This window comes from Streptomyces sp. ISL-98 (genome assembly GCF_018614055.1).
Taxonomy (GTDB): domain Bacteria; phylum Actinomycetota; class Actinomycetes; order Streptomycetales; family Streptomycetaceae; genus Streptomyces; species Streptomyces spiramyceticus.
Genome location: NZ_JAGGPB010000035.1, coordinates 72,092 through 92,126, shown reverse-complemented (window position 1 = coordinate 92,126; position 20,035 = coordinate 72,092). Strand labels below are relative to the sequence as shown.

The window sequence follows — 20,035 nt, the reverse complement described above, 5'->3', positions numbered from 1 at the left end:
GAACGGCCCGAGGAAGGGGTGCCATGTCTGGCGCCGCATTGGAAATACGGGATCTGTCGGCGGGATACGGACCTGTGAGGGCGCTGCGACACGTGTCGCTCACGCTGCCCGAAGGGTCCGTGGTCGCCGTACTGGGCAGCAACGGAGCAGGGAAGTCCACGCTCCTGCGCGCCATCTCCCGCACACTGTCGTTTCACGGCGGAGCGGTCACCGGAGGCACCGTCGCCTTCGACGGCCGGCCGCTGACCGGGCTCTCCCCCGACCGGGTGGTGGCCGCCGGCCTCTGCCAAGTCCCCGAAGGGCGCCAGGTGTTCGCCCGGATGACGGTCGCCGACAATCTGCGCGCGGGCGCACTCGGCTCCACCGGCAACCGCGCCGCCCAGACCGCCGCGCTGCGACGGGTCCATGAGCTGTTCCCGGTACTGGCCGACCGCGCCGGGCAGCGCGCCGGGCTGCTCTCCGGCGGCGAGCAGCAGATGCTCGCGGTTGCCAGAGCCCTGATGGCCGGACCGAAACTGCTGCTGCTCGACGAGCCCTCACTCGGCCTCGCCCCGCTGATGGCACAACGCATCGCCGAGACGATCACCGAGATCAACGCGCAGGGCACGGCCGTACTGCTCGTGGAACAGAACGCCGCCATCGCTCTGCGCCTCGCCTCCCACGCGTACGTCCTCGACGTCGGTGAGGTCGTGCTGTCGGGCCCCGCCGACGAGCTCGCCGCGTCCGACGAGGTACGCCGCCGCTATCTGGGCGTCGTCGACGAGGAGGCCGCGGCCGACGCCTCCCGGGCCGTGGCGGCCCACCGCACCCTCAGCGTCTGGGAGGGCCGATGAGCACCGAAGCGACCCTGGACGTCAGAGATGTGACCGTACGGTTCGCCGGTCTGACCGCACTGGACGCGGTGAGCTTTACCGTTCAGCCCGGAACCGTGCACGCCGTCATCGGACCCAACGGCGCCGGCAAGTCGACCTGCTTCAACGTCCTTTCGGGCGTGTACCGGGCCACCTCGGGCAGCGTCCGCTTCGGCGGCCAGGAAATGACCGGGCTGCCGCCCCACCGCATCGCCGGTCTCGGCATCGCAAGGACCTTCCAGAACCTCGCCCTGCCGCCCGGCGCCACCGTCGAGGACAGCCTGATGCTGGGCCGTCACCGCCTCACCCGCACCGGCTTCGTCGCCGCCGGACTGCGACTGCCTTCCGCCGTACGGGAGGAGGCGAGGCACCGCGAACGCGTCCGGGAGATCGCCGCCTTCGTCGGCCTCGAAGAGCAACTCGGCCGCCCAGCAGGCGCCTTGCCGTACGGGCAGCAGAAACTCGCCGAGCTGGCCCGCGCACTGTGCATGGAGCCAAAGGTGCTGCTCCTCGACGAACCGGTCGCCGGAATGACCGCCGACGAACGCCGGGCCACCGCGTCCATCGTCGCGGGCGTACGGGACAGCCTCGGCATCTCCATCGTGCTGGTCGAGCACGACATGGGCGTGGTGATGCGACTCGCCGACTCCGTGACGGTCCTCGACTTCGGCCGGCTGATCGCCGACGGAACACCCGCCTCCGTCCAGTCCGACCCCGCCGTCGTCCGCGCCTACCTGGGAGAGGAGGCCACCTCATGACCACCTTCGCCGAACTGCTCCTCAATGGGATCTCGATCGGTTCCGTCTACGCCCTGATCGCCCTCGGCTTCGTGGTGATCTTCCGCGCCACCGAGGTCGTCAACTTCGCCCACGCCTCGCTGCTGCTCGCCGGCGGCTACGTCACCGCCGTCCTCCACGATGACATCGGCTTCTGGCTCGCCCTGCTCGCCGGGATCGGCGGCGCCGCCGCCGTAGGAGCCGGGGTCGAGTTCCTGGTGATGCGTCGTTACCGGGGCTCGAATCACAGCGTGCTGGCCATCGTCACCATCGGCGTCGACATCCTCCTCACCACCGAGCTGACCCGGCGTATCGGCACCGACGTGCTCGCCCTGGGCGACCCCTGGGGCGACGCGGTGCTCACCTTCGGCGGGGTGACCGTGGCACACACCCGGATCGCCGCGTTCGTCGCCGCCGGCCTGCTCATCACGGTCTTCCTGCTCGCCTTCCGCTTCACCTCCTGGGGCGTGGCGATGCGCGCCGCCGCCGAGAACTCCGAGACCGCCGCACTGATGGGCGTACGCCTCGGCAGGGTCTCCCTCGGCGCCTGGGCCGTGGCGGGCGGACTCGCCGCCGTCGCCGCACTGTTCCTGACGGTCTTTCCGACGCCGGGCCTGGAGCGCTCGACCTCGCTCGCCGCGATGAAGGCCTTCCCGGCGGCGATCCTCGGCGGCCTCGACTCCACCACCGGCGCACTCGTCGGCGGGTTCCTCGTCGGCATCACCGAGTCGCTCGCCACCGGCTACCAGAGCGATCTGACCTTCCTCGGCCGTGGCATCGGCGACCTGGCTCCGTATCTGGTGATGGTCGCCGTCCTGCTGGTCCGCCCGGCCGGTCTCTTCGGTACGAAGGAGCTGGCCCGTGTCTGAACCGGCCAAGAGACTGCGCCGCCTCCCGCGCACCGCCCTGCTGTGGAGCGCCGGAGCGGTCCTGCTCCTCGCGCTGCCCTTCTACCTCGACCGGTTCTGGCTGCAGGCCGGACTCTTCGCGATGGCCGCCGCCATCGGCGCCATCGGCCTCAACCTGCTGACCGGCGCCACCGGCCAGCTCTCCATGGGCCACGCGTTCTTCCTCGCCGTCGGCGCGTACGGCTACTGCGTCTTCGCCGGGGACTCCGCCGGGACACTGACGGGCCTCGGTCTGCCCAGCTGGCTCGCCGCGGTCCTCGCGGTGGCGCTCGCCGGGGTCGCGGGCGGCCTCTTCAGCCCCATCTCGGGACGCCTCCAGGGCGCGTATCTCGGCATCGCCACCCTCGCGCTCATCTTCATCGGCCAGCACGTGCTCTTCAACGCACACGACCTGACCGGCGGCTTCAACGGCCGCGACGTCCCCCCGCTCAGTCTCTTCGGAATCACCTTCGACGAGAGCGAGCTGCTGGTGGCCGCCGTGCCCTTCGGATCCGCCGAGAAGCTCTGGTACGTCGCCCTGATCGCCGTGGCCGGCTGCGCGCTCTTCGCCCGCGGAGTGCTGCGCGGGCGTCCCGGACGGGCCATGAACGCCATCCGTGACCACCGCATCGCCGCGGGCGTCATAGGGGTGCCGGTCGCCCGCTACCGGGCCGGGGTGTTCGTCCTCTCCTCCATGTACGCGGGCCTGGCGGGCGTACTGCTCGCGCTGGTCTTCCAGCGGACCGTGCCGGAGTACTTCGGCATGATCCTGTCCCTCGAATACCTCGCCATGATCGTCATCGGCGGTCTCGGCTCGGTCGCGGGAGCGGTGGTGGGAGCCGTGTTCGTCTCTCTGCTGCCCCAGCTCCTCACCCGGTACAGCGATGCCCTGCCCCTCGTCTCCGCCCCCGGTACGGGCGGGGTCGCACCGGGCGAGGCATCCCGGTACCTCTACGGCGCCGCCGTTGTCGCGGTGGTGCTCTTCCTGCCGGGCGGCCTGGTGCGGCCTGCCCTCCGGCGCAAGACAACAACCCCAGAGGAGTAACCATGACCACACGCAAGCAGGCAACCAGAACCACCGCCGCCACCCTCGCGGCGCTGCTCGCGCTGACAGCGGCCGGGTGCAGCTCGAAGGCGAAGGACACGAAGGACGACAAGCCCGGGGCCGGCGGGGTCAAGACCGGCCAGGGCGTCACGGACAAGAAGATCAAGCTCGGTGTACTGACCGACATGACCGGCGTCTACGCCTCGCTCGGCAAGAGCGTCACCCAGGCCCAGCAGCTGTACGCGAAGCAGACCAACGCGGCCGGCGGCATCTGCGGCCGGCAGATCGAGCTCACGGTGCGCGACCACGGATACGACCCGCAGAAGGCCGTCTCCGGGTACACCGAGCTGTCGCCGGAGGTCCTGGGCTTCGTCCAGTTCATCGGCTCGCCCTTCGTGGCTGCCGTCAAGCCACGCATCGACGGCCAGGACAAAGGCCTCGTCATCCCGCAGGCCTGGTCCGCCTCGCTGCTCGGCAGCCCGTACATCCGAGTCATAGGCAATACGTACGACGTGGAGACGATCAACGCGATCGACTTCCTGACGAAGGAGCAGGGCGTCAAGAAGGGCGACAAGATCGGCCATGTCTACTTCGAGGGAGATTACGGCGAGAACGCGCTGGCCGGAGCGAAGTACGCGGCGGAGAAGGCCGGGCTCACCGTCGTCGAACAGAAGATCAAGCCCACCGACAACGACATGACGGCCCAGGTCGCGGCGCTCAAGAAGGCCGGGGTCAAGGGCGTCGTCATCAGTGCGGGACCGCGCCAGGCGGCGTCGTTCGTGGGCGTCTCGGCGGCGGTCGGGCTGAAGGTACCGATCATCGGCAACAACTCAGCCTTCTCGCCGCAGCTGCTCGCCACCCAGGCCGGACCGGCACTGATGAAGAACTATTACGTTGCCTCGCCCACGGAGCCGATCGGCACGGACTCGCCCGCCGGCAAGAAGCTCGTCGCCGACTACAAGGCGGCGTACCCCTCGGACGCCCTCGACAACGGAGTGGTGGCGGGCTGGACGGCAGCCTCGGTCTTCGGCGAGGCGCTGAAGAAGGCGTGCACGTCGAAAGACCTGACCAGGGAGGGTGTCGACAAGGCGCTGCTGACGATCAACTCCTACGACTCGGGCTTCGGCACCACGCACGACTTCACCGACCCGAAGGCCCCCTCCTCGCGCCAGACGGTCATCCTGCGGCCGGACAAGAAGGCGACCGGCGGCATGAAGGTGGTGCGCGAGGCGAAGGTCTCGGAGGGCGCCAAGAACTACACCGTGGGCGGCTGACAGCCCCGGGAAACGGAAGGACCGCGGGCCCCGGGGATGTAACCCCGGGGCCCGCGGTCGTACGTACGTCAGCCGCTTACGGAAGCTGCGCGGCCCTCGCCTCGCGTCGGTTGTCGCGGAACGTGTTCACGCGCCGCGCCGTCGCGAAGAGCGGGATGACCGCACCCAGAACCACCTGGAGCGCGCACCCGGTTGCGAGCAGGAACTGTCCGCCGGGCGCGTCGAACGCCCAGGCCGCGAGCAGCCCCATCGCGCCCACTATCCAGGCGAGCATGGCCACCGCGAGGACACCCCGCGGCTTCGGGTACTCGACCCGGCTCACCATCAGCCACGCGACGCCGATGATGGCGAGCAGCGTGGGGATGAAGGGAAGCTCTAGCAGCACGATCGAGACGACCGTGAGCGCACCGAAGGGGCTCGGCATGCCCTGGAACATGCCGTCCTTCATGGTCACGCAGGAGAATCTCGCAAGCCGCAGCACCACCGCCAACAGCACCACGATCGCCGCCAGCGCCGAAACACGCTGGTGGGCGTCGTCCGCGACCATTCCGTACACGAGTACGAAGTAGGCCGGGGCGAGCCCGAAGCTGATCAGGTCGGAGAGGTTGTCGAGCTCCGCACCCATCGGCGAGCTGCGCAGCTTGCGCGCCACGAGCCCGTCGCAGAGGTCGAAGATCGCCGCGAGGAGCATCAGGATCACGGCGGTCGCGGCGCTGTGCCGCGCCATGCCGGTCTCCTGGCTGCCCTGGAGGTGCGGGATGAGGATTCCGGTGGTGGTGAAGTACACCGCCATGAATCCGCACGTCGCGTTACCGAGGGTGAGCGTGTCCGCTATTGACAGCCGCAGTGAGAGCGGCATGTCCTCGGCGTCGGTCTCTTCCTCGGCCTCCGGCACCCAGCCGGCCTGAGTCTCAGGATCAGTCACGGTCAATTCGAGTCACCCCCGCAGTGGTGGCCTGGCCGACCTCGACCGCGACATCGACACCTTCCGGAAGGTAGATGTCGACGCGCGAGCCGAAGCGGATGAGGCCGATGCGCTCACCCTGCTCGACCTTGGTGCCCTGGGGGACGTACGGGACGATGCGGCGCGCGACCGCGCCGGCGATCTGCACCATCTCGATGTCGCCGAGCTCGGTGTCGAAGTGCCAGACAACGCGCTCGTTGTTCTCGCTCTCCTTGTTGAACGCCGGAACGAACCCGCCGGGGATGTGCTCGACCGACGTCACGGTGCCCGCCAGGGGCGCGCGGTTGACGTGGACGTTCAGCGGGCTCATGAAGATCGCGACGCGGGTACGCCCGTCCTTCCACGGCATGATGCTCTGCACCACTCCGTCGGCCGGGGAAATGACCCGGCCCTGGGTGATCTCGCGCTCGGGGTCGCGGAAGAACCACAGCATGCCCGCCGCGAGCGCGGTGGTGGGCACGGCGACGGCAGCCCAGCGGCCGGACTTGCGAGCCCGGGAGAGGCTGAGCGCCGCTGTGGCGACGGTCGGCAGAAGCCACGGCGATGCTCCGCGAGCAAGGCGTCCCTTGAGGAAGCCGTCGCGTGGTGCAGAGGTTTGGCTGTGGGGCATGGATGACCTTCGTAGCGGATGATGCCGCGCTGGCAACGGGGGACGGCGGCTTTCCGGCGATGTTAGCGGTTGCGGGCCGCAACTGGGCAAGCCAGAAGCCGAGTCGACGGCCTGAAGACGATGACAGGGTGTGATCTTCTCCGCGGGCATTTCGCCGCAAAGTGAGCAATCAGCCCTGGAATCGGTACTCTTCGAGGAGCCGCCGACCAATGATCATTTTCTGGATCTCGGCGGTACCTTCACCGATGAGCAGCATCGGCGCCTCGCGGTAGAGGCGCTCGATCTCGTACTCCTTCGAGAACCCGTATCCACCGTGGATACGGAAGGCGTCCTCGACTACCTCCTTGCAGTATTCGGAGGCGAGGTACTTCGCCATCCCTGCCTCAAGGTCGTTTCGTTCCCCGGAGTCCTTTTTGCGTGCTGCATTCACCATCATCGCATGAGCGGCCTCGACCTTGGTAGCCATCTCGGCGAGCTTGAACTGAATCGCCTGGTGCTGGGCGATCGGCTTGCCGAAAGTGTGACGTTGCTGGGCATACGAGACACCCAGTTCGAACGCACGCTGCGCGACACCGCAGCCACGCGCCGCCACATTGACGCGGCCGACCTCGACGCCGTCCATCATTTGGTAAAACCCTCGGCCGGTGGTGCCGCCGAGTACCCGATTGGCCGGAATGCGCAGTCCGTCCATGATCAGCTCAGTGGTGTCGACACCCTTGTAGCCCATCTTGTCGATCTTCCCGGGAATGGTCAGACCCGGACGCACCTCGCCGAAGCCGGGCTCCTTCTCCACCAGGAAGGTCGTCATCTGCTTGTGCGGGGCGGTGCCCTCGGGGAGACCCTCGTCACTGCGGCACAGGACCGCGACGAGCGTGGACGAGCCGCCGTTCGTCAGCCACATCTTCTGGCCGTTCAGGACGTACTCGTCGCCGTCCTTCACGCCCTTCGACGTGATCGCCGACACGTCGGAACCGAGCGCCGGCTCCGACATCGAGAACGCGCCACGCACCTCGCCCAGCGCCATGCGCGGCAGGAAGGTGTCCTTCTGCTCCTGCGTGCCGTGCTGCTTGAGCATGTACGCCACGATGAAGTGCGTGTTGATGATCCCGGAGACGCTCATCCAGCCACGAGCTATCTCTTCGACACACAGCGCGTATGTGAGAAGGGACTCACCCAGGCCCCCGTACTCCTCGGGGATCATCAGCCCGAACAGGCCGAGCTCCTTGAGGCCCTCGACGATCTCCGTCGGGTACTCGTCGCGGTGCTCCAGCTCGGTCGCGACAGGGATGATCTCCTTGTCGACGAAGTTCCTGACGGTGGCCAGGATCTCCTGCTGGATGTCGGTCAGACCGGCGGTCTGGGCGAGACGGGCCATGACTACTTCTCCTGAACCTTGGCGTAGTTAATTAGACGCTGCCGGGCGGCCGGGCTGCTCGCCGCCGCGCTCCTTGATGTACGTCTCGGTCGGCACCATCACCTTGCGCCGGAACACGCAGACGACGGTGCCGTCCTGCTTGTAGCCCTTCGTCTCGACGTAGACGATGCCGCGGTCGTTCTTGGACTTCGACGGCGTCTTGTCGAGGACGGTCGTCTCGCCGTAGATCGTGTCGCCGTGGAAGGTCGGCGCGATGTGCTTGAGCGACTCGACCTCCAGGTTGGCGATGGCCTTGCCGGAGACGTCCGGGACCGACATGCCCAGCAGCAGCGAGTAGATGTAGTTGCCGACGACGACGTTCTTGCCGAAGTCGGTGGTCTTCTCGGCGTAATTGCTGTCCATGTGCAGCGGGTGGTGGTTCATGGTGAGCAGACAGAAGAGGTGGTCGTCGTACTCCGTGACCGTCTTTCCGGGCCAGTGCTTGTAGACGGCGCCGACCTCGAACTCTTCGTAAGTGCGTCCGAACTGCATGATCAGGCCTCCGGAGCTTCGAACTTGGAGGTGCGCTGCATGCCCGCAGCGCGACCCTTGCCGGAGATGACCAGCGCCATCTTGCGGCTCGCCTCGTCGATCATCTCGTCGCCGAGCATCGCCGAGCCCTTCTTGCCGCCCGCCTCGGACGTGCACCACTCGTACGCGTCGAGAATCATCTCCGCGTGGTCGTAGTCCTCCTGGGAGGGCGAGAACACCTCGTTGGCCGCGTCGACCTGACCGGGGTGCAGCACCCACTTGCCGTCGAAGCCCAGCGCCGCCGCACGGCCCGCGACCTCGCGGTACGCGTCCACGTCGCGGATCTGGAGGAACGGGCCGTCGATCGCCTGGAGGTCGTGCGTACGGGCCGCCATCAGGATGCGCATCAGGATGTAGTGGTACGCGTCCGCGCCGTAGCCGGGCGGCTGCATGCCCACGACCAGGGTCTTCATGTTGATGGAGGCCATGAAGTCGGCCGGGCCGAAGATGATGGTCTCCAGGCGCGGGGAGGCGGCGGCGATCTCGTCGACGTTCACCAGGCCCTTGGCGTTCTCGATCTGCGCCTCGATGCCGATCTTGCCGACCTCGAAGCCCATCGTCTTCTCGATCTGGGTGAGGAGGAGGTCGAGCGCGACGACCTGCTGGGCGTCCTGGACCTTCGGCAGCATGATGCAGTCGAGGTTCGGGCCGGCGCCCTCGACGACCGTGATGACATCGCGGTACGTCCAGTGGGTCGTCCAGTCGTTGACGCGCACGACCCGCGTCTTGCCCGTCCAGTCGCCGTTGTTCAGCGCGTCGACGATGGTGTGCCGGGCGCCTTCCTTGGCGAGCGGCGCGCACGCGTCCTCCAGGTCGAGGAAGACCTGGTCGGCCGGGAGGCCCTGGGCCTTCTCCAGGAACCGCGGGTTCGAGCCCGGCACGGCCAGACAGGAGCGGCGCGGGCGCAGGCGGTTCACGGGCGTGGGCGTGGTCATGCGAGGACCTCCAGAGGGTCGAGCTTGTTCGCTTTCCGGATCTCGTCGACGATACGGCCGATGATCTCCGTGATGCCGAAGTCCTTCGGGGTGAATACTGCGGCCACTCCGGCAGCCCGCAGCTCCGCGGCGTCCGCAGGCGGAATGATTCCGCCGGCGATCACCGGAATGTCCGCGGCGCCCGCCTCGCGGAGCCGTACCAGCACGTCCGGCACCAGTTCGGCGTGCGACCCGGACAGGATCGACAGGCCGACGCAGTGCACGTCCTCGGCGAGGGCGGCACTGACGATCTGCTCGGGCGTGAGCCTGATGCCCTGGTAGACCACCTCGAAGCCCGCGTCGCGCGCTCGTACGGCGATCTGCTCGGCGCCGTTGGAGTGCCCGTCCAGGCCGGGCTTGCCGACCAGCAGACGCAGCCTTCCGGAGCCCAGATCGTCCGCCGTACGGGACACCTTCTCCCGTACGAGCGCGAGCGGGGTGCCCGCCTCGGCGGTGACCGCGACCGGGGCGCTGCTCACGCCCGTCGGCGCGCGGAACTCGCCGAAGACGTCGCGCAGCGCCCAGGACCACTCGCCAGTGGTGACGCCCGCGCGGGCGCACTCGACGGTGGCCGCCATCATGTTCTCGGTGCCCGCGGCGGCCTTCTTGAGGGCTGCCAGGGCCTCCGTCGCGCGGGCCTCGTCGCGGTTGTCGCGCCACTCGTGGAGCTTCGCCACGACGCGCGCCTCGTTGGCCGGGTCGACCGTCATGATCGCGCCGTCGAGGTCCGAGGTGAGCGGGCTGGGCTCGGTGGCCTCGTAGCAGTTGACGCCGACGATCTTCTCGTCGCCGGCCTCGATACGCGCGCGGCGCTCCGCGTGCGAGGAGACCAGCTGCGACTTGAGGTAGCCGGACTCGACGGCCGCCATCGCGCCGCCCATCTCCTCGATACGGTCCATCTCCGCGAAGGACTCGGCGACCAGCGCCTCCACCTTGGCCTCGATGACGTGCGACCCCGCGAAGATGTCCTCGTACTCCAGCAGATCGCTCTCCAGGGCGAGCACCTGCTGGATGCGCATCGACCACTGCTGGTCCCAGGGGCGGGGCAGACCCAGCGCCTCGTTCCAGGCAGGGAGCTGAACGGCGCGGGCGCGGGCATCCTTGGAGAGGGTGACGGCCAGCATTTCGAGGACGATGCGCTGGACGTTGTTCTCCGGCTGCGCCTCGGTCAGGCCGAGCGAGTTGACCTGCACGCCGTAGCGGAAGCGGCGCTGCTTCTCGTTCTCGATGCCGTACCGCTCGCGCGTGACCTTGTCCCAGATGCGGCCGAAGGCGCGCATCTTGCACATCTCCTCGACGAAGCGGACGCCCGCGTTGACGAAGAAGGAGATACGAGCGACGACGTCCCCGAACTTCTCCGCCGGCACCTGACCGCTGTCCCGTACGGCGTCGAGAACGGCGATGGCCGTGCTCATCGCGTACGCGATCTCCTGGACCGGTGTGGCACCGGCCTCCTGGAGGTGGTAGCTGCAGATGTTGATCGGGTTCCACTTGGGAATGTTGTTCACCGTGTAGGTGATCATGTCCGTCGTCAGACGCAGGCTCGGCACCGGCGGGAAGACGTGCGTCCCGCGCGACAGGTACTCCTTGACGATGTCGTTCTGCGTCGTCCCCTGGAGCTTGGTGATGTCCGCGCCCTGCTCCTCCGCGACCACCTGATACATCGCCAGCAGCCACATGGCCGTGGCGTTGATGGTCATCGAGGTGTTCATCTGCTCCAGCGGGATGTCCTGGAACAGCCGCCGCATGTCGCCGAGATGGGACACCGGGACCCCGACCCGGCCGACCTCGCCGCGGGCGAGGATGTGGTCGGGGTCGTAGCCGGTCTGCGTCGGAAGGTCGAACGCGACCGACAGACCGGTCTGGCCCTTGGCGAGGTTGTTGCGGTACAGCTCGTTGGACGCTTCGGCGGTCGAGTGACCGGCGTACGTCCGGATGAGCCAGGGCCGGTCCTTCTTGCGCTCAGTCATTACACATTCCGGCTGTGCTTGTTGGTCCGCTCCGCCGGCGCGTCACGGAACAGGTTGATGGCGTCGATGTGCTGCTCGCGAAGCTCGTGGTTCCGCACGCCGAGACCCTCACGGGGCGAGAGCGCCAGCACGCCGACCTTGCCCTGGTGCAGGTTGCGGTGGACGTCGTACGCGGCCTGGCCGGTGTCCTCCAGCGAGTACACCTTCGACAGGGTGGGGTGGATCTTGCCCTTGGCCACCAGACGGTTGGCCTCCCACGCCTCGCGGTAGTTGGCGAAGTGCGAACCGACGATCTTCTTCAGCGACATCCACAGGTAGCGGTTGTCGTACTCGTGGTTGTAGCCGGACGTCGACGCGCAGGTGACGATCGTCCCGCCCTTGCGCGTCACGTACACACTCGCGCCGAAGGTCTCGCGGCCCGGGTGCTCGAAGACGATGTCCACGTCCTCGCCGCCGGTCAGCTCACGGATGCGCTTGCCGAAGCGCTTCCACTCGCGCGGGTCCTGGTTGTGCTCGTCCTTCCAGAACTTGTAGCCCTCGGCGCTGCGGTCGATGATCGCCTCGGCGCCCATCTTGCGGCATATCTCCGCCTTCTGGTCGCTGGAGACGACACAGATGGGGTTTGCGCCACCGGCCAGCGCGAACTGGGTGGCGTACGAACCGAGTCCGCCGCTCGCGCCCCAGATCAGGACGTTGTCGCCCTGCTTCATACCGGCGCCGTTGCGCGAGACGAGCTGGCGGTACGCCGTCGAGTTGACCAGGCCGGGGGCCGCCGCCTCCTCCCAGCTGAGGTGGTCGGGCTTGGGCATCAGCTGGTTGGACTTGACGAGCGCGATCTCGGCGAGGCCGCCGAAGTTCGTCTCGAAGCCCCAGATGCGCTGCTCGGGGTCGAGCATCGTGTCGTTGTGGCCGTCGGACGACTCCAGCTCGACGGACAGGCAGTGCGCGACGACCTCGTCGCCGGGCTTCCAGGCGTTCACGCCGGGTCCGGTGCGCAGCACGACGCCCGCCAGGTCGGAGCCGATGACGTGGTACGGGAGGTCGTGGCGCTTGCTGAGGTCGCTGAGCCTGCCGTACCGCTCCAGGAAGCCGAAGGTCGACACCGGCTCGAAGATCGAGGTCCAGACGGAGTTGTAGTTCACCGAGCTGGCCATGACCGCCACCAGCGCCTCGCCGGGGCCGAGCTCGGGCACCGGCACGTCCTCGACATGGAGGGACTTGCGGGGGTCCTTGTCGCGGCTGGCGACGCCGGCGAACATCTCGGCCTCGTCCTTGTGCACGGTCACCGCGCGGTACGACTCGGGGATGGACAGGGCAGCGAAGTCTGCGGCCGTACTGTCCTGCGACTGGATCGCGTCCAGGATTTCCTTCACGGGGTGCCTCCGGCGAATGGGGACGGGGGGTGGTGCTGTGGAGGTGTGCCGTCGGTTCGGCGGTGCTGCTGGTGCGGCGCGGGTGGCGCGAAGGTTGCCTGGTGACGCAGGCGGCCGGGCGCGCAAGCACTTGGCTTACGGGGACAGCCGACGTACGAATGGTCTCTGCACGTCGGCCGCCCGACAACCACAACGTATGGCACCCCGTGCCAAGTGACAAGACACTGCGTGCCAGTAATTTCACTCAGCTGTGAAAAGCTCACCTCAGGTGAGCGATGATCGATCGAATGCGCCCAGCAAAAAACGCCGACCGCCCCAGGTATCAGGGGCGACCGGCGTCTCGGTGAGCGGAAAGTGTCTCGTCAGCGTTGCTTGAGTGCCCGCTCGATCGTGCGCATGACCTCGTCGAGAGGGGCGTCCGTGCGGGCCACTGCCACCAGCACCTCATCGTCCGTCCGGGTGGTGGCCACCGGCGCGCGGTCCGCGGCCGACGACGAGCGGCCCGCACCGATGCCCGTGCCGAAGGTGTCGCGGACGATCGAGAACGCGTGGTCCAGCTGCGCCTCCACGTCGCCCTGCCCGCCGGCCCGGAGCCAGCGCCGCAGCACATGGTTGTGCGCCGTCACCACCGCGGACGCGGCCACCTCGGCCAGCAGCGGGTCGTCGTTGCCGTCATGGTGGTCGTGCTCGTCGAAATGGCCCAGCAGATAGCGGGTGAACAGCCGCTCGTAACGCGCCACCGAGGCGATCTCCGCCTCGCGCAGAGTGGGAACCTCGCGGGTCAGCTTGTAGCGGGCCACCGAGACCGCGGGAGACGCCGCGTACATCTTCATGACTTCCTTGATGCCCCGGCAGACCGTATCGAGCGGATGCTCGTGCGGGGACGCCGCGTTGAGCACAGCCTCGGCGCGGACGAGCGTGTCGTCGTGGTCCGGGAAGATCGCCTCTTCCTTGGAGCGGAAGTGCCGGAAGAAGGTCCGGCGCGCGACCCCGCCCGCCGCGGCGATCTCGTCGACCGTCGTCGCCTCGTACCCCTTCGTCGCGAACAGCTCCATCGCCGCGGCCGAAAGCTCACGGCGCATCTTGAGCCGCTGCGCCGCCGCGCGGCTGCCCGCGGCGCTTTCAGGGGCGTCGGACGCGGAGTTCGTACGGGACGGGCGTCGGGGTGCGGAAGCGGGCTGGGACATGCCCCGAACGTACTGCATATGCGCAGGAGAGCGCGCCTGTGGGTGCGGGCTGCCGGGAGGTCCTTCCCACGCCGCAGGCTGCGCGGGAGGTTCCAGCAGCCCGCCCCATCCGGTCGCACTCTCCTGCTCAGCGTCGGGCATACTCCCGGAAGCCGCGTCCCGTCTTGCGGCCGAGGCAGCCCGCGGCCACCAGGTGCTCCAGCAGCGGCGCGGGCGCCAGGCCCGGGTCGCGGAACTCGCGGTGCAGGACCTGCTCGATGGCGAGCGAGACGTCCAGGCCGACGACGTCGAGGAGTTCGAACGGACCCATCGGGTAGCCGCCGCCCAGCTTCATCGCGGCGTCGATGTCGTCCAGCGTCGCGTAGTGCTGCTCGACCATCTTGATCGCGTTGTTCAGGTACGGGAAGAGCAGCGCGTTCACGATGAAACCGGCCCGGTCGCCGCAGTCCACCGGGTGCTTGCGGATCTTCGTGCAGACCTCGCGGACGGTCGCGTGGACATCGTCGGAGGTGAGCACCGTACGGACCACTTCGACCAGCTTCATCGCGGGCGCCGGGTTGAAGAAGTGCATCCCGATGACGTCCTGCGGGCGCGAGGTGGCGCGGGCGCAGGCCACGACGGGCAGCGAGGACGTGGTCGTGGCGAGCACCGCGCCCGGCTTGCAGACCTTGTCGAGCGTCGCGAAGAGCTGCTGCTTGACCTCCAGGTCCTCCGCCACCGCCTCGACGGCCAGGTCGACGTCGGCGAACGCGTCGAGCGACCCGGCCGGGGTGACCCGCGCCAGCGTCTCGTCGCGCGCCTCGGCCATCATCCTGCCCTTGTCGACAGAGCGCGAAAGGGACTTGGCGATACGGGACTTGGCCGTCTCCGCCTTCTCCTGGCTGCGGGCGGCGAGCACCACGTCGTACCCGGCCTTGGCGAATACCTCCGCGATACCGGACGCCATCGTGCCGGAACCGGCGACGCCGACCGACTGCACGGTCCGTCCCGTGGCGGCGGTTGCCGACTCCAGCGGCGTGAGCGCGTCGCGCACCACGACCTGGCTGCCCGCGCCCTCGTACGTGTAGAAACCGCGCCCCGACTTGCGGCCGCTCAGACCGGCCTCACTGAGCTGCTTGAGGATGGGGGCGGGCGCATGCAGCCGGTCCTTCGACTCGGAGTACATCGCGTCGAGGACGGTACGGGCCGTGTCGATGCCGATCAGGTCCAGCAGGGCGAGGGGGCCCATCGGCAGGCCGCAGCCCAGCCGCATCGCGGCGTCGATGTCCTCGCGGGAGGCGTACTTCGCCTCGTACATCGCCGCGGCCTGGTTGAGGTAACCGAAGAGCAGCCCGTCCGCGACGAAACCGGGGCGGTCGCCGACCGCGACCGGCTCCTTGCCCAGGTCGCGGGCGAGCGTGGTGACGGCCTCGACCGCCGTGGGCGCGGTCAGCACGGACGAGACGACCTCGACCAGCTTCATCGCGGGCGCCGGGTTGAAGAAGTGCAGGCCGAGGACGCGCTCGGGGTGCGCCGAGTCGGCGGCGAGACGCGTGACGGACAGCGCGTTGGTGCCGGTCGCGATGATCGTCGTCGGGCGCACGATGGAGTCGAGGGCGCGGAAGACCTCCTGCTTGGCCTCGTACGACTCGGTCACGACCTCGATCACGAGGTCGGCGTCCGCCGCGGCCTGGAGGTCGGAGAAGGTACGGAAGCGGGCGAGGGCGTCCCGCCGCTCCTCCTCGGTGATCCGCTCGCGCTGCACGGCGCGGGCGGTGGAGGCTTCGAGTGCGGCAACGGCCTGCAGTGCGGCGGCGTCGCTGACATCGATGCCGATGACTTCACGGCCGGCCCGGGCGAGGACCTCGGCGATGCCGGTGCCCATGGTGCCGAGACCGATCACGGCGACGGTGGAGAGAGGGGTGTCCATCACGGGACTCCAGAGAATGAGTGACGACTGAGGTGGCACACGCACCGCGGGTACGCCGAAGGGCGCACGGCGAAAGAGAGTTGCGTGCGGAGTAACTGCAGGTCGTGGTGCAGGGCCGACGGACTCTGTCCCGGAGTCGCGTCGTACAGAAGAGAACCGAACCGACGAACACTCGTGGCGGCTGCGTCACCAGGCCGCCCTGAGGGTGATCAATCAAGCGGGGGGTTGCCCGCTCACTTGAGGTTAACCGGCGAGTAACGAGCGCGCCAGCCCTGGAGCGATGTGATCTGAGACGCCTGTACGACGCCGATACGCTGGCGGGCATGGATGAGGAGCTGCGGTCGCTCGTGGACCGGGTGCGGGGCGAGGCACACGGTTCGGCAGGGCAGTCGGCGGGGGATCCGGTCGCCTACGAGCGGCTGATCGCCACGGAGGACCGGGACGAACTGGCCCGTGTCCTCACCGAGACGGAACGACCCCTCTGGGCCCGGGAAATAGCCGCCTTCCGGCTCGGCTGCGCGGGCGACCGGCGAGCCTTCGAGACGCTGGTGCTCCTCCTCAACCACCGCGACCCGGAGCGCTGCGTCAGTGCCGCCCATGCGCTGGCCCGCCTCGGCGACCCGCGCACCGCGCGCGCGGCCGCCGCGCTCGCGACGAACACACTGCGCACGGCGTACGCGCTGCACCCGGTGCGGCTGCTGACCGAGCTCCGGGCGCCCGAGACCGTACCCGCGCTGATCACCACCCTGCGCGGGCTGCTCGCCCCGCAGGACCCGCACTGGCGGGTGGCGCTCGCGTGCGTCGAGGGTCTGGGGCAGCTGCGGGACGCGCGGGCGCGTCCGGTGCTCGAAGCGGCCCTGGGTCACCCGCGGTTGAGCGCCGCGGCGTCCGCCGCGCTGAGCCGCCTCGCGTAACGCGTCTCGTGGACGGCGACGCCGTCCACGTCCCACGGAGCCTCGACGCCGTCGGGTGCGAAGCCCGCCTTTTCGTAGAAACGGCGGGCTTCGGTGTTCTCCGTGAGGCGCATGTACGGGAAGCGTCTCTGATCGGCTTAGTGATCCTGTGGGTTGCACAGGATCAGAACCCGGGAATCGCCCCGTGACACCGATCGCCTTCGTGCCCTGGTGCCGATGGCCAAAGCCGTCGGCCCGCGTGGCACGTCCCTCCGGACGCTGACCGGTCAGTTGTTTTACGTCCTGACCGGGGAGGGTGCCCGACGTCGCCTGGGCGCCGAGCGTGCGAGTCACACTCTGCCACAGCATCACTACGGTTGGCTAATTCGAACCGGTGAGCCTTCGGCGGCGGCGCGGGCGAGTATCTCGGTGGTGAGGGCGCGGCCGACGCCGGTCGCTTGGTGCTCCGGTAGTACGTAGATGGCGTTCAGCCCGTAGCTGTACGCCGCTCATGGGCGGCACTCTAACGAGGGGCGAGCCGCCGCAGCAGACGGACGTACCAGCTCCAGCGGGCCGGGCGGGCGACCTTGCCTGTGAGGGCGGACTCGGCGCGGTCCAGGGCGTCTTCGAGGACCGCGTCGTGGCACGACCGGTACATCAGGGGCCACGTGAGCAGGGCCGGGCCCCGGACCTTCATGGCGAGGGTGTGGCGCAGCACGGTCCGGCCGTCGTCGACGGCGTGCACGGTGAGCTCGTGGAAACCGTCGAAGCCGCGCGGCCCGCTGAAGGTGAAGCGGACCCATTTGTCGGGGACGTACGACGTCACGGTGTAGCGCACCGGTCCGTGGCCACCCTTGGAGCCGGGTGTGAGGCCGTTGTCCAGGGACATGCGCGGCCAGTCGTCGCCCGGCCAGAGCAGGTCGCCGGGCGTGGCGAGGGTGTCGATGAGGGCGCCGACTTCGCTTGCCGTGGCGGGCAGAAGGCGCTCGTGGACGTTGAAGGCTGACGTTGACACTGCCATGGGGATACTCCCGGGGCTGGTTTCAGAGAGGTCTCTCTAATTAATTGGAGGGTACTCTCCAGAACATGGCAAGACCACCCCGGTACGACACTCCGCTCCTCCTCGACGCCGCCGTGCGGCTCGCGGCCGAGGGCGGCCCGGCCGCCGTCACCATGGCCGCCGTCGCCAAGGCCGTCGGCGCCCCGAGCGGCTCCGTCTATCACCGCTTCCCGTCCAGGACCGCACTGCTGGCCGAGGTGTGGCTGCGTACGGTCGAGAGATTCCAGGAGGGATACGCCGCGGTGCTGACCGCATCCGGCGACGACCCCAGGCAGGCCGCCGTCGCCGCCTCGCGGCATGTGGTGGCCTGGAGCCGTACGCATCCCGAGGAGGTCGCGCTGCTGCTGCACGGCGCCGAGGCGTTCGGCAGGAGCGAGTGGGCGCGGGAGTATGCCGACCGCGCGGACGAGGGTAATCGCCGGGTCTTCGGAGAGATCTCCGCGATGGCGGCCGCGCTCGGCGCAGCCGGCACCGTCGAGACCGAGCGCATCGCACTCGCGCTCGTCGACCTGCCGCTCGCGCTGGTACGCCGTCATGTGCGGGGAGGCGGGCGCCTCCCCGCACATGCGGAACAACTGGCCGCCGACAGCACGGCCTTGCTTCTGTCGGACCTGTGAGCCGTCGGTCGTATCAGCTGCGGAAGCCGATCAGGCGGTGCAGCGCACCGCCCTTCGACGTGTCCGTACTCGCCCTGGCCGCGGCAGGCAGGGGCTTCGGGTCGGGCAGGGCCGTACAGACCGCGTCCGCGTCACCGCCGTCCTTCGCGCGCGGGACCTTGCCGGTGGTGAGGTAGTCCGCCAAGTACCGGTCCAGGCAGGCATTTTCGCTCAGCGTGACGCCGTGGTTGCCGCCGCCCTCCTCGACGACCAGGCTCGACCCGGGCAGCATGCGGTGCAGGGTGACGCCGCCGCTGTACGGCGTGGCGGCGTCCTCGGTCGCCTGGAGCATCAGCGCCGGCGGGAGCTCGTCGTTGGAGACATTCGGCGGATTCAGCGACTGCGTGGGCCAGAAGGCGCACGGGGCGTTGTACCAGGCGTTGTTCCAGGTCGAGAAGGGCGCCTTCGCGTGCACGTTCCAGTTGTCCTGGTGCCAGAAGCCCCAGTCGCGCTCCCACGGCGCGTCACGGCACTGCACCGCCGCATAGATGCTGTAGCTGTTCTCGCCCGCGGCACCGATGGCGCCGAAGTTCTCGTACTCTCCGACCAGCGGGCCCGCGTCCTTGGCGTTGACGTACGACGCGAACGCCTTGGCCAGCTGCGGCCAGTAGCCGTTGTAGTAGCCGCCGGGCAGGAACGTGTCCTCCAGCTCGCCCGGGCCGACCTTCTTGCCCGCCGGGTTCTTGCGCAGCGCCTCGCGCATCTTGTACCACTTGGCCTCGACCTTCGCCGGGTCGCTGCCGAGCTTGTACGCCGTGTTGTGTTTGGCGACCCATGCGGCGAACGCCTTGTGGCGGGCGTCGAACGCGTAGTCCTGCCCGATGTTGTCGTCGTACCAGACACCGGTCGGGTCGACGATGCTGTCGAGCACGAGCCGCCGCACCCGCTGCGGGTAGAGCTTCGCGTACACGGCGCCGAGGTAGGTGCCGTAGGAGTAGCCGAAGTAGTTGATCTGCTGCGCGCCCAGGGCGCGGCGGACGACGTCCAGGTCCCTGGCGGTGCTCACCGTGTCCATGTACGGCAGCAGCCCGCCGTACTTGGTGGCGCACGCCGTGGCGAAGGCCTTCGCCCGGTCGAGATTGACCCGCTCGTCCTCCTCGCTGCGCGGCACCGAATCGGGCCGTACGGGCGAGAAGTGCCCGGGACGGCAGTTCAGCGCCGGTTCGCTCCTGCCCACGCCGCGCGGGTCGAAGCCGATGACGTCGTACTGCGCCGCGACCTCCTTGGGCAGCGAGGTCGCGACGAATCCGGCCATCGAAAGGCCGCTGCCGCCGGGGCCGCCCGGATTGACCAGCAGCGGACCCTGGAAGGTCTTCGCGGTGTGCGGGACACGCGAAAGGGCGAGGGTGATCTGCTTGCCGTGCGGGTCCGCGTGGTTGAGCGGGACCTTGACGGACGAACACTGGAGCGCCGGGTATTTCTTGGTGCCGCAGTCGGTCCATTTGAGTGCGGTGCGCGCCGCGGCGGTCGCGGAACCGGCGTCGGCCGAGACCGCGGGCGGTACGGCCGTGATCAGTCCCGCCACCGTCGCACCGGCGGCGAACAGAACTCCTGCGCGTTTCTTCACTTGGCCTCCCGTCGGGGGAAAGCGGCTGTGAGTGACACAGCCCCCGCCGCATGGTGCCGGAAACGGCGCCCGGAAGGTGGGCTTCTGACCCTTT

19 protein-coding genes and 1 pseudogene are annotated in these 20,035 nt (G+C 68.8%); 7 read left to right on the top strand and 13 right to left on the bottom strand.

Annotated features, from left to right (window positions below; genetic code table 11):
* Positions 1–23: 23 nt before the first annotated feature.
* Genes J7I98_RS24420 through J7I98_RS24400 form a run of 5 tightly spaced genes read left to right on the top strand, consistent with a single transcriptional unit; the run spans position 24 to position 4,833 of the window.
* Positions 24–833 carry an ABC transporter ATP-binding protein gene (locus J7I98_RS24420; RefSeq protein ID WP_214925436.1) on the top strand — a complete coding sequence of 270 codons (810 nt, stop codon included), beginning with the start codon at positions 24–26 and terminating at the stop codon, positions 831–833.
* Entirely contained in the window at positions 830–1,609 is a 780-nt protein-coding gene (locus tag J7I98_RS24415; RefSeq protein WP_214925434.1) for an ABC transporter ATP-binding protein, read from the top strand. Before J7I98_RS24420 ends, J7I98_RS24415 begins: the two co-directional genes overlap by 4 nt.
* On the top strand, positions 1,606–2,496 hold the full coding sequence (locus J7I98_RS24410) for a branched-chain amino acid ABC transporter permease (RefSeq protein WP_214925433.1): 891 nt from the start codon (positions 1,606–1,608) through the stop codon (positions 2,494–2,496). The genes J7I98_RS24415 and J7I98_RS24410 overlap by 4 nt, the downstream gene beginning before the upstream one ends.
* A complete protein-coding gene (locus J7I98_RS24405; RefSeq protein ID WP_214925432.1) occupies positions 2,489–3,559 on the top strand; it encodes a branched-chain amino acid ABC transporter permease in 1,071 nt (356 codons plus the stop codon). Before J7I98_RS24410 ends, J7I98_RS24405 begins: the two co-directional genes overlap by 8 nt.
* A 2-nt stretch (positions 3,560–3,561) precedes the next feature.
* On the top strand, positions 3,562–4,833 hold the full coding sequence (locus tag J7I98_RS24400) for an ABC transporter substrate-binding protein (RefSeq protein WP_214925431.1): 1,272 nt from the start codon (positions 3,562–3,564) through the stop codon (positions 4,831–4,833).
* Positions 4,834–4,909: 76 nt separating this feature from the next.
* On the opposite strand, the gene pssA is transcribed toward J7I98_RS24400, so the two are convergent.
* The 9 genes from pssA to J7I98_RS24355 form a co-directional block, all read right to left on the bottom strand.
* Positions 4,910–5,728: a CDP-diacylglycerol--serine O-phosphatidyltransferase gene (gene pssA / locus J7I98_RS24395; protein ID WP_214925727.1), complete on the bottom strand. Its 819-nt coding sequence runs from the start codon at positions 5,726–5,728 to the stop codon at positions 4,910–4,912.
* 22 nt (positions 5,729–5,750) lie between these two features.
* Positions 5,751–6,407: a phosphatidylserine decarboxylase gene (locus tag J7I98_RS24390; RefSeq protein ID WP_214925428.1), complete on the bottom strand. Its 657-nt coding sequence runs from the start codon at positions 6,405–6,407 to the stop codon at positions 5,751–5,753.
* Between the two features lie 169 nt (positions 6,408–6,576).
* Entirely contained in the window at positions 6,577–7,782 is a 1,206-nt protein-coding gene (locus tag J7I98_RS24385) for an acyl-CoA dehydrogenase family protein (RefSeq protein WP_214925425.1), read from the bottom strand.
* Between the two features lie 27 nt (positions 7,783–7,809).
* The gene (locus tag J7I98_RS24380; RefSeq protein WP_214925422.1) at positions 7,810–8,313 is read right to left on the bottom strand and encodes a MaoC family dehydratase; all 504 of its coding nucleotides are present in this window, start codon (positions 8,311–8,313) and stop codon (positions 7,810–7,812) included.
* 2 nt (positions 8,314–8,315) lie between these two features.
* The gene (locus J7I98_RS24375) at positions 8,316–9,287 is read right to left on the bottom strand and encodes a CoA ester lyase (RefSeq protein ID WP_214925419.1); all 972 of its coding nucleotides are present in this window, start codon (positions 9,285–9,287) and stop codon (positions 8,316–8,318) included.
* Positions 9,284–11,296, bottom strand: a complete 2,013-nt coding sequence (locus J7I98_RS24370) for a protein meaA (protein ID WP_214925416.1) — start codon at positions 11,294–11,296, stop codon at positions 9,284–9,286. The genes J7I98_RS24375 and J7I98_RS24370 overlap by 4 nt, the downstream gene beginning before the upstream one ends.
* Positions 11,296–12,669 (bottom strand): crotonyl-CoA carboxylase/reductase, encoded by a 1,374-nt coding sequence (gene ccrA / locus J7I98_RS24365; protein ID WP_214925408.1) that lies wholly within the window; start codon positions 12,667–12,669, stop codon positions 11,296–11,298. The genes J7I98_RS24370 and ccrA overlap by 1 nt, the downstream gene beginning before the upstream one ends.
* A 362-nt stretch (positions 12,670–13,031) precedes the next feature.
* Positions 13,032–13,856, bottom strand: coding sequence for a TetR family transcriptional regulator (locus J7I98_RS24360; RefSeq protein WP_214925405.1), 825 nt, complete (start codon positions 13,854–13,856; stop codon positions 13,032–13,034).
* Positions 13,857–13,983: 127 nt separating this feature from the next.
* Positions 13,984–15,765, bottom strand: a complete 1,782-nt coding sequence (locus tag J7I98_RS24355; RefSeq protein ID WP_214925404.1) for a 3-hydroxyacyl-CoA dehydrogenase family protein — start codon at positions 15,763–15,765, stop codon at positions 13,984–13,986.
* Between the two features lie 323 nt (positions 15,766–16,088).
* On the opposite strand from J7I98_RS24355, the gene J7I98_RS24350 reads away from it, so the two are divergent.
* On the top strand, positions 16,089–16,679 hold the full coding sequence (locus tag J7I98_RS24350; protein ID WP_214925403.1) for an adenylosuccinate lyase: 591 nt from the start codon (positions 16,089–16,091) through the stop codon (positions 16,677–16,679).
* On the opposite strand, the pseudogene J7I98_RS24345 reads toward J7I98_RS24350, so the two are convergent.
* From J7I98_RS24345 to J7I98_RS24335, 3 genes and pseudogenes are all read right to left on the bottom strand, one after another.
* Positions 16,628–16,786: pseudogene (locus tag J7I98_RS24345) on the bottom strand (GNAT family N-acetyltransferase); the annotation flags it as partial. The gene J7I98_RS24350 and the pseudogene J7I98_RS24345 overlap by 52 nt on opposite strands.
* 243 nt (positions 16,787–17,029) lie before the next feature.
* A complete protein-coding gene (locus J7I98_RS42940) occupies positions 17,030–17,140 on the bottom strand; it encodes a hypothetical protein (protein WP_374225167.1) in 111 nt (36 codons plus the stop codon).
* 41 nt (positions 17,141–17,181) lie between these two features.
* The gene (locus tag J7I98_RS24335) at positions 17,182–17,679 is read right to left on the bottom strand and encodes an SRPBCC family protein (protein WP_214925399.1); all 498 of its coding nucleotides are present in this window, start codon (positions 17,677–17,679) and stop codon (positions 17,182–17,184) included.
* A gap of 65 nt (positions 17,680–17,744) precedes the next feature.
* Here J7I98_RS24335 and J7I98_RS24330 point away from each other — a divergent pair, with 65 nt between their 5' ends.
* Positions 17,745–18,335, top strand: coding sequence for a TetR/AcrR family transcriptional regulator (locus J7I98_RS24330; protein ID WP_214925391.1), 591 nt, complete (start codon positions 17,745–17,747; stop codon positions 18,333–18,335).
* 13 nt (positions 18,336–18,348) lie between these two features.
* Here J7I98_RS24330 and J7I98_RS24325 read toward each other — a convergent pair whose 3' ends face one another.
* Positions 18,349–19,941, bottom strand: a complete 1,593-nt coding sequence (locus J7I98_RS24325; protein WP_214925389.1) for an alpha/beta hydrolase — start codon at positions 19,939–19,941, stop codon at positions 18,349–18,351.
* Positions 19,942–20,035 lie beyond the last annotated feature (94 nt).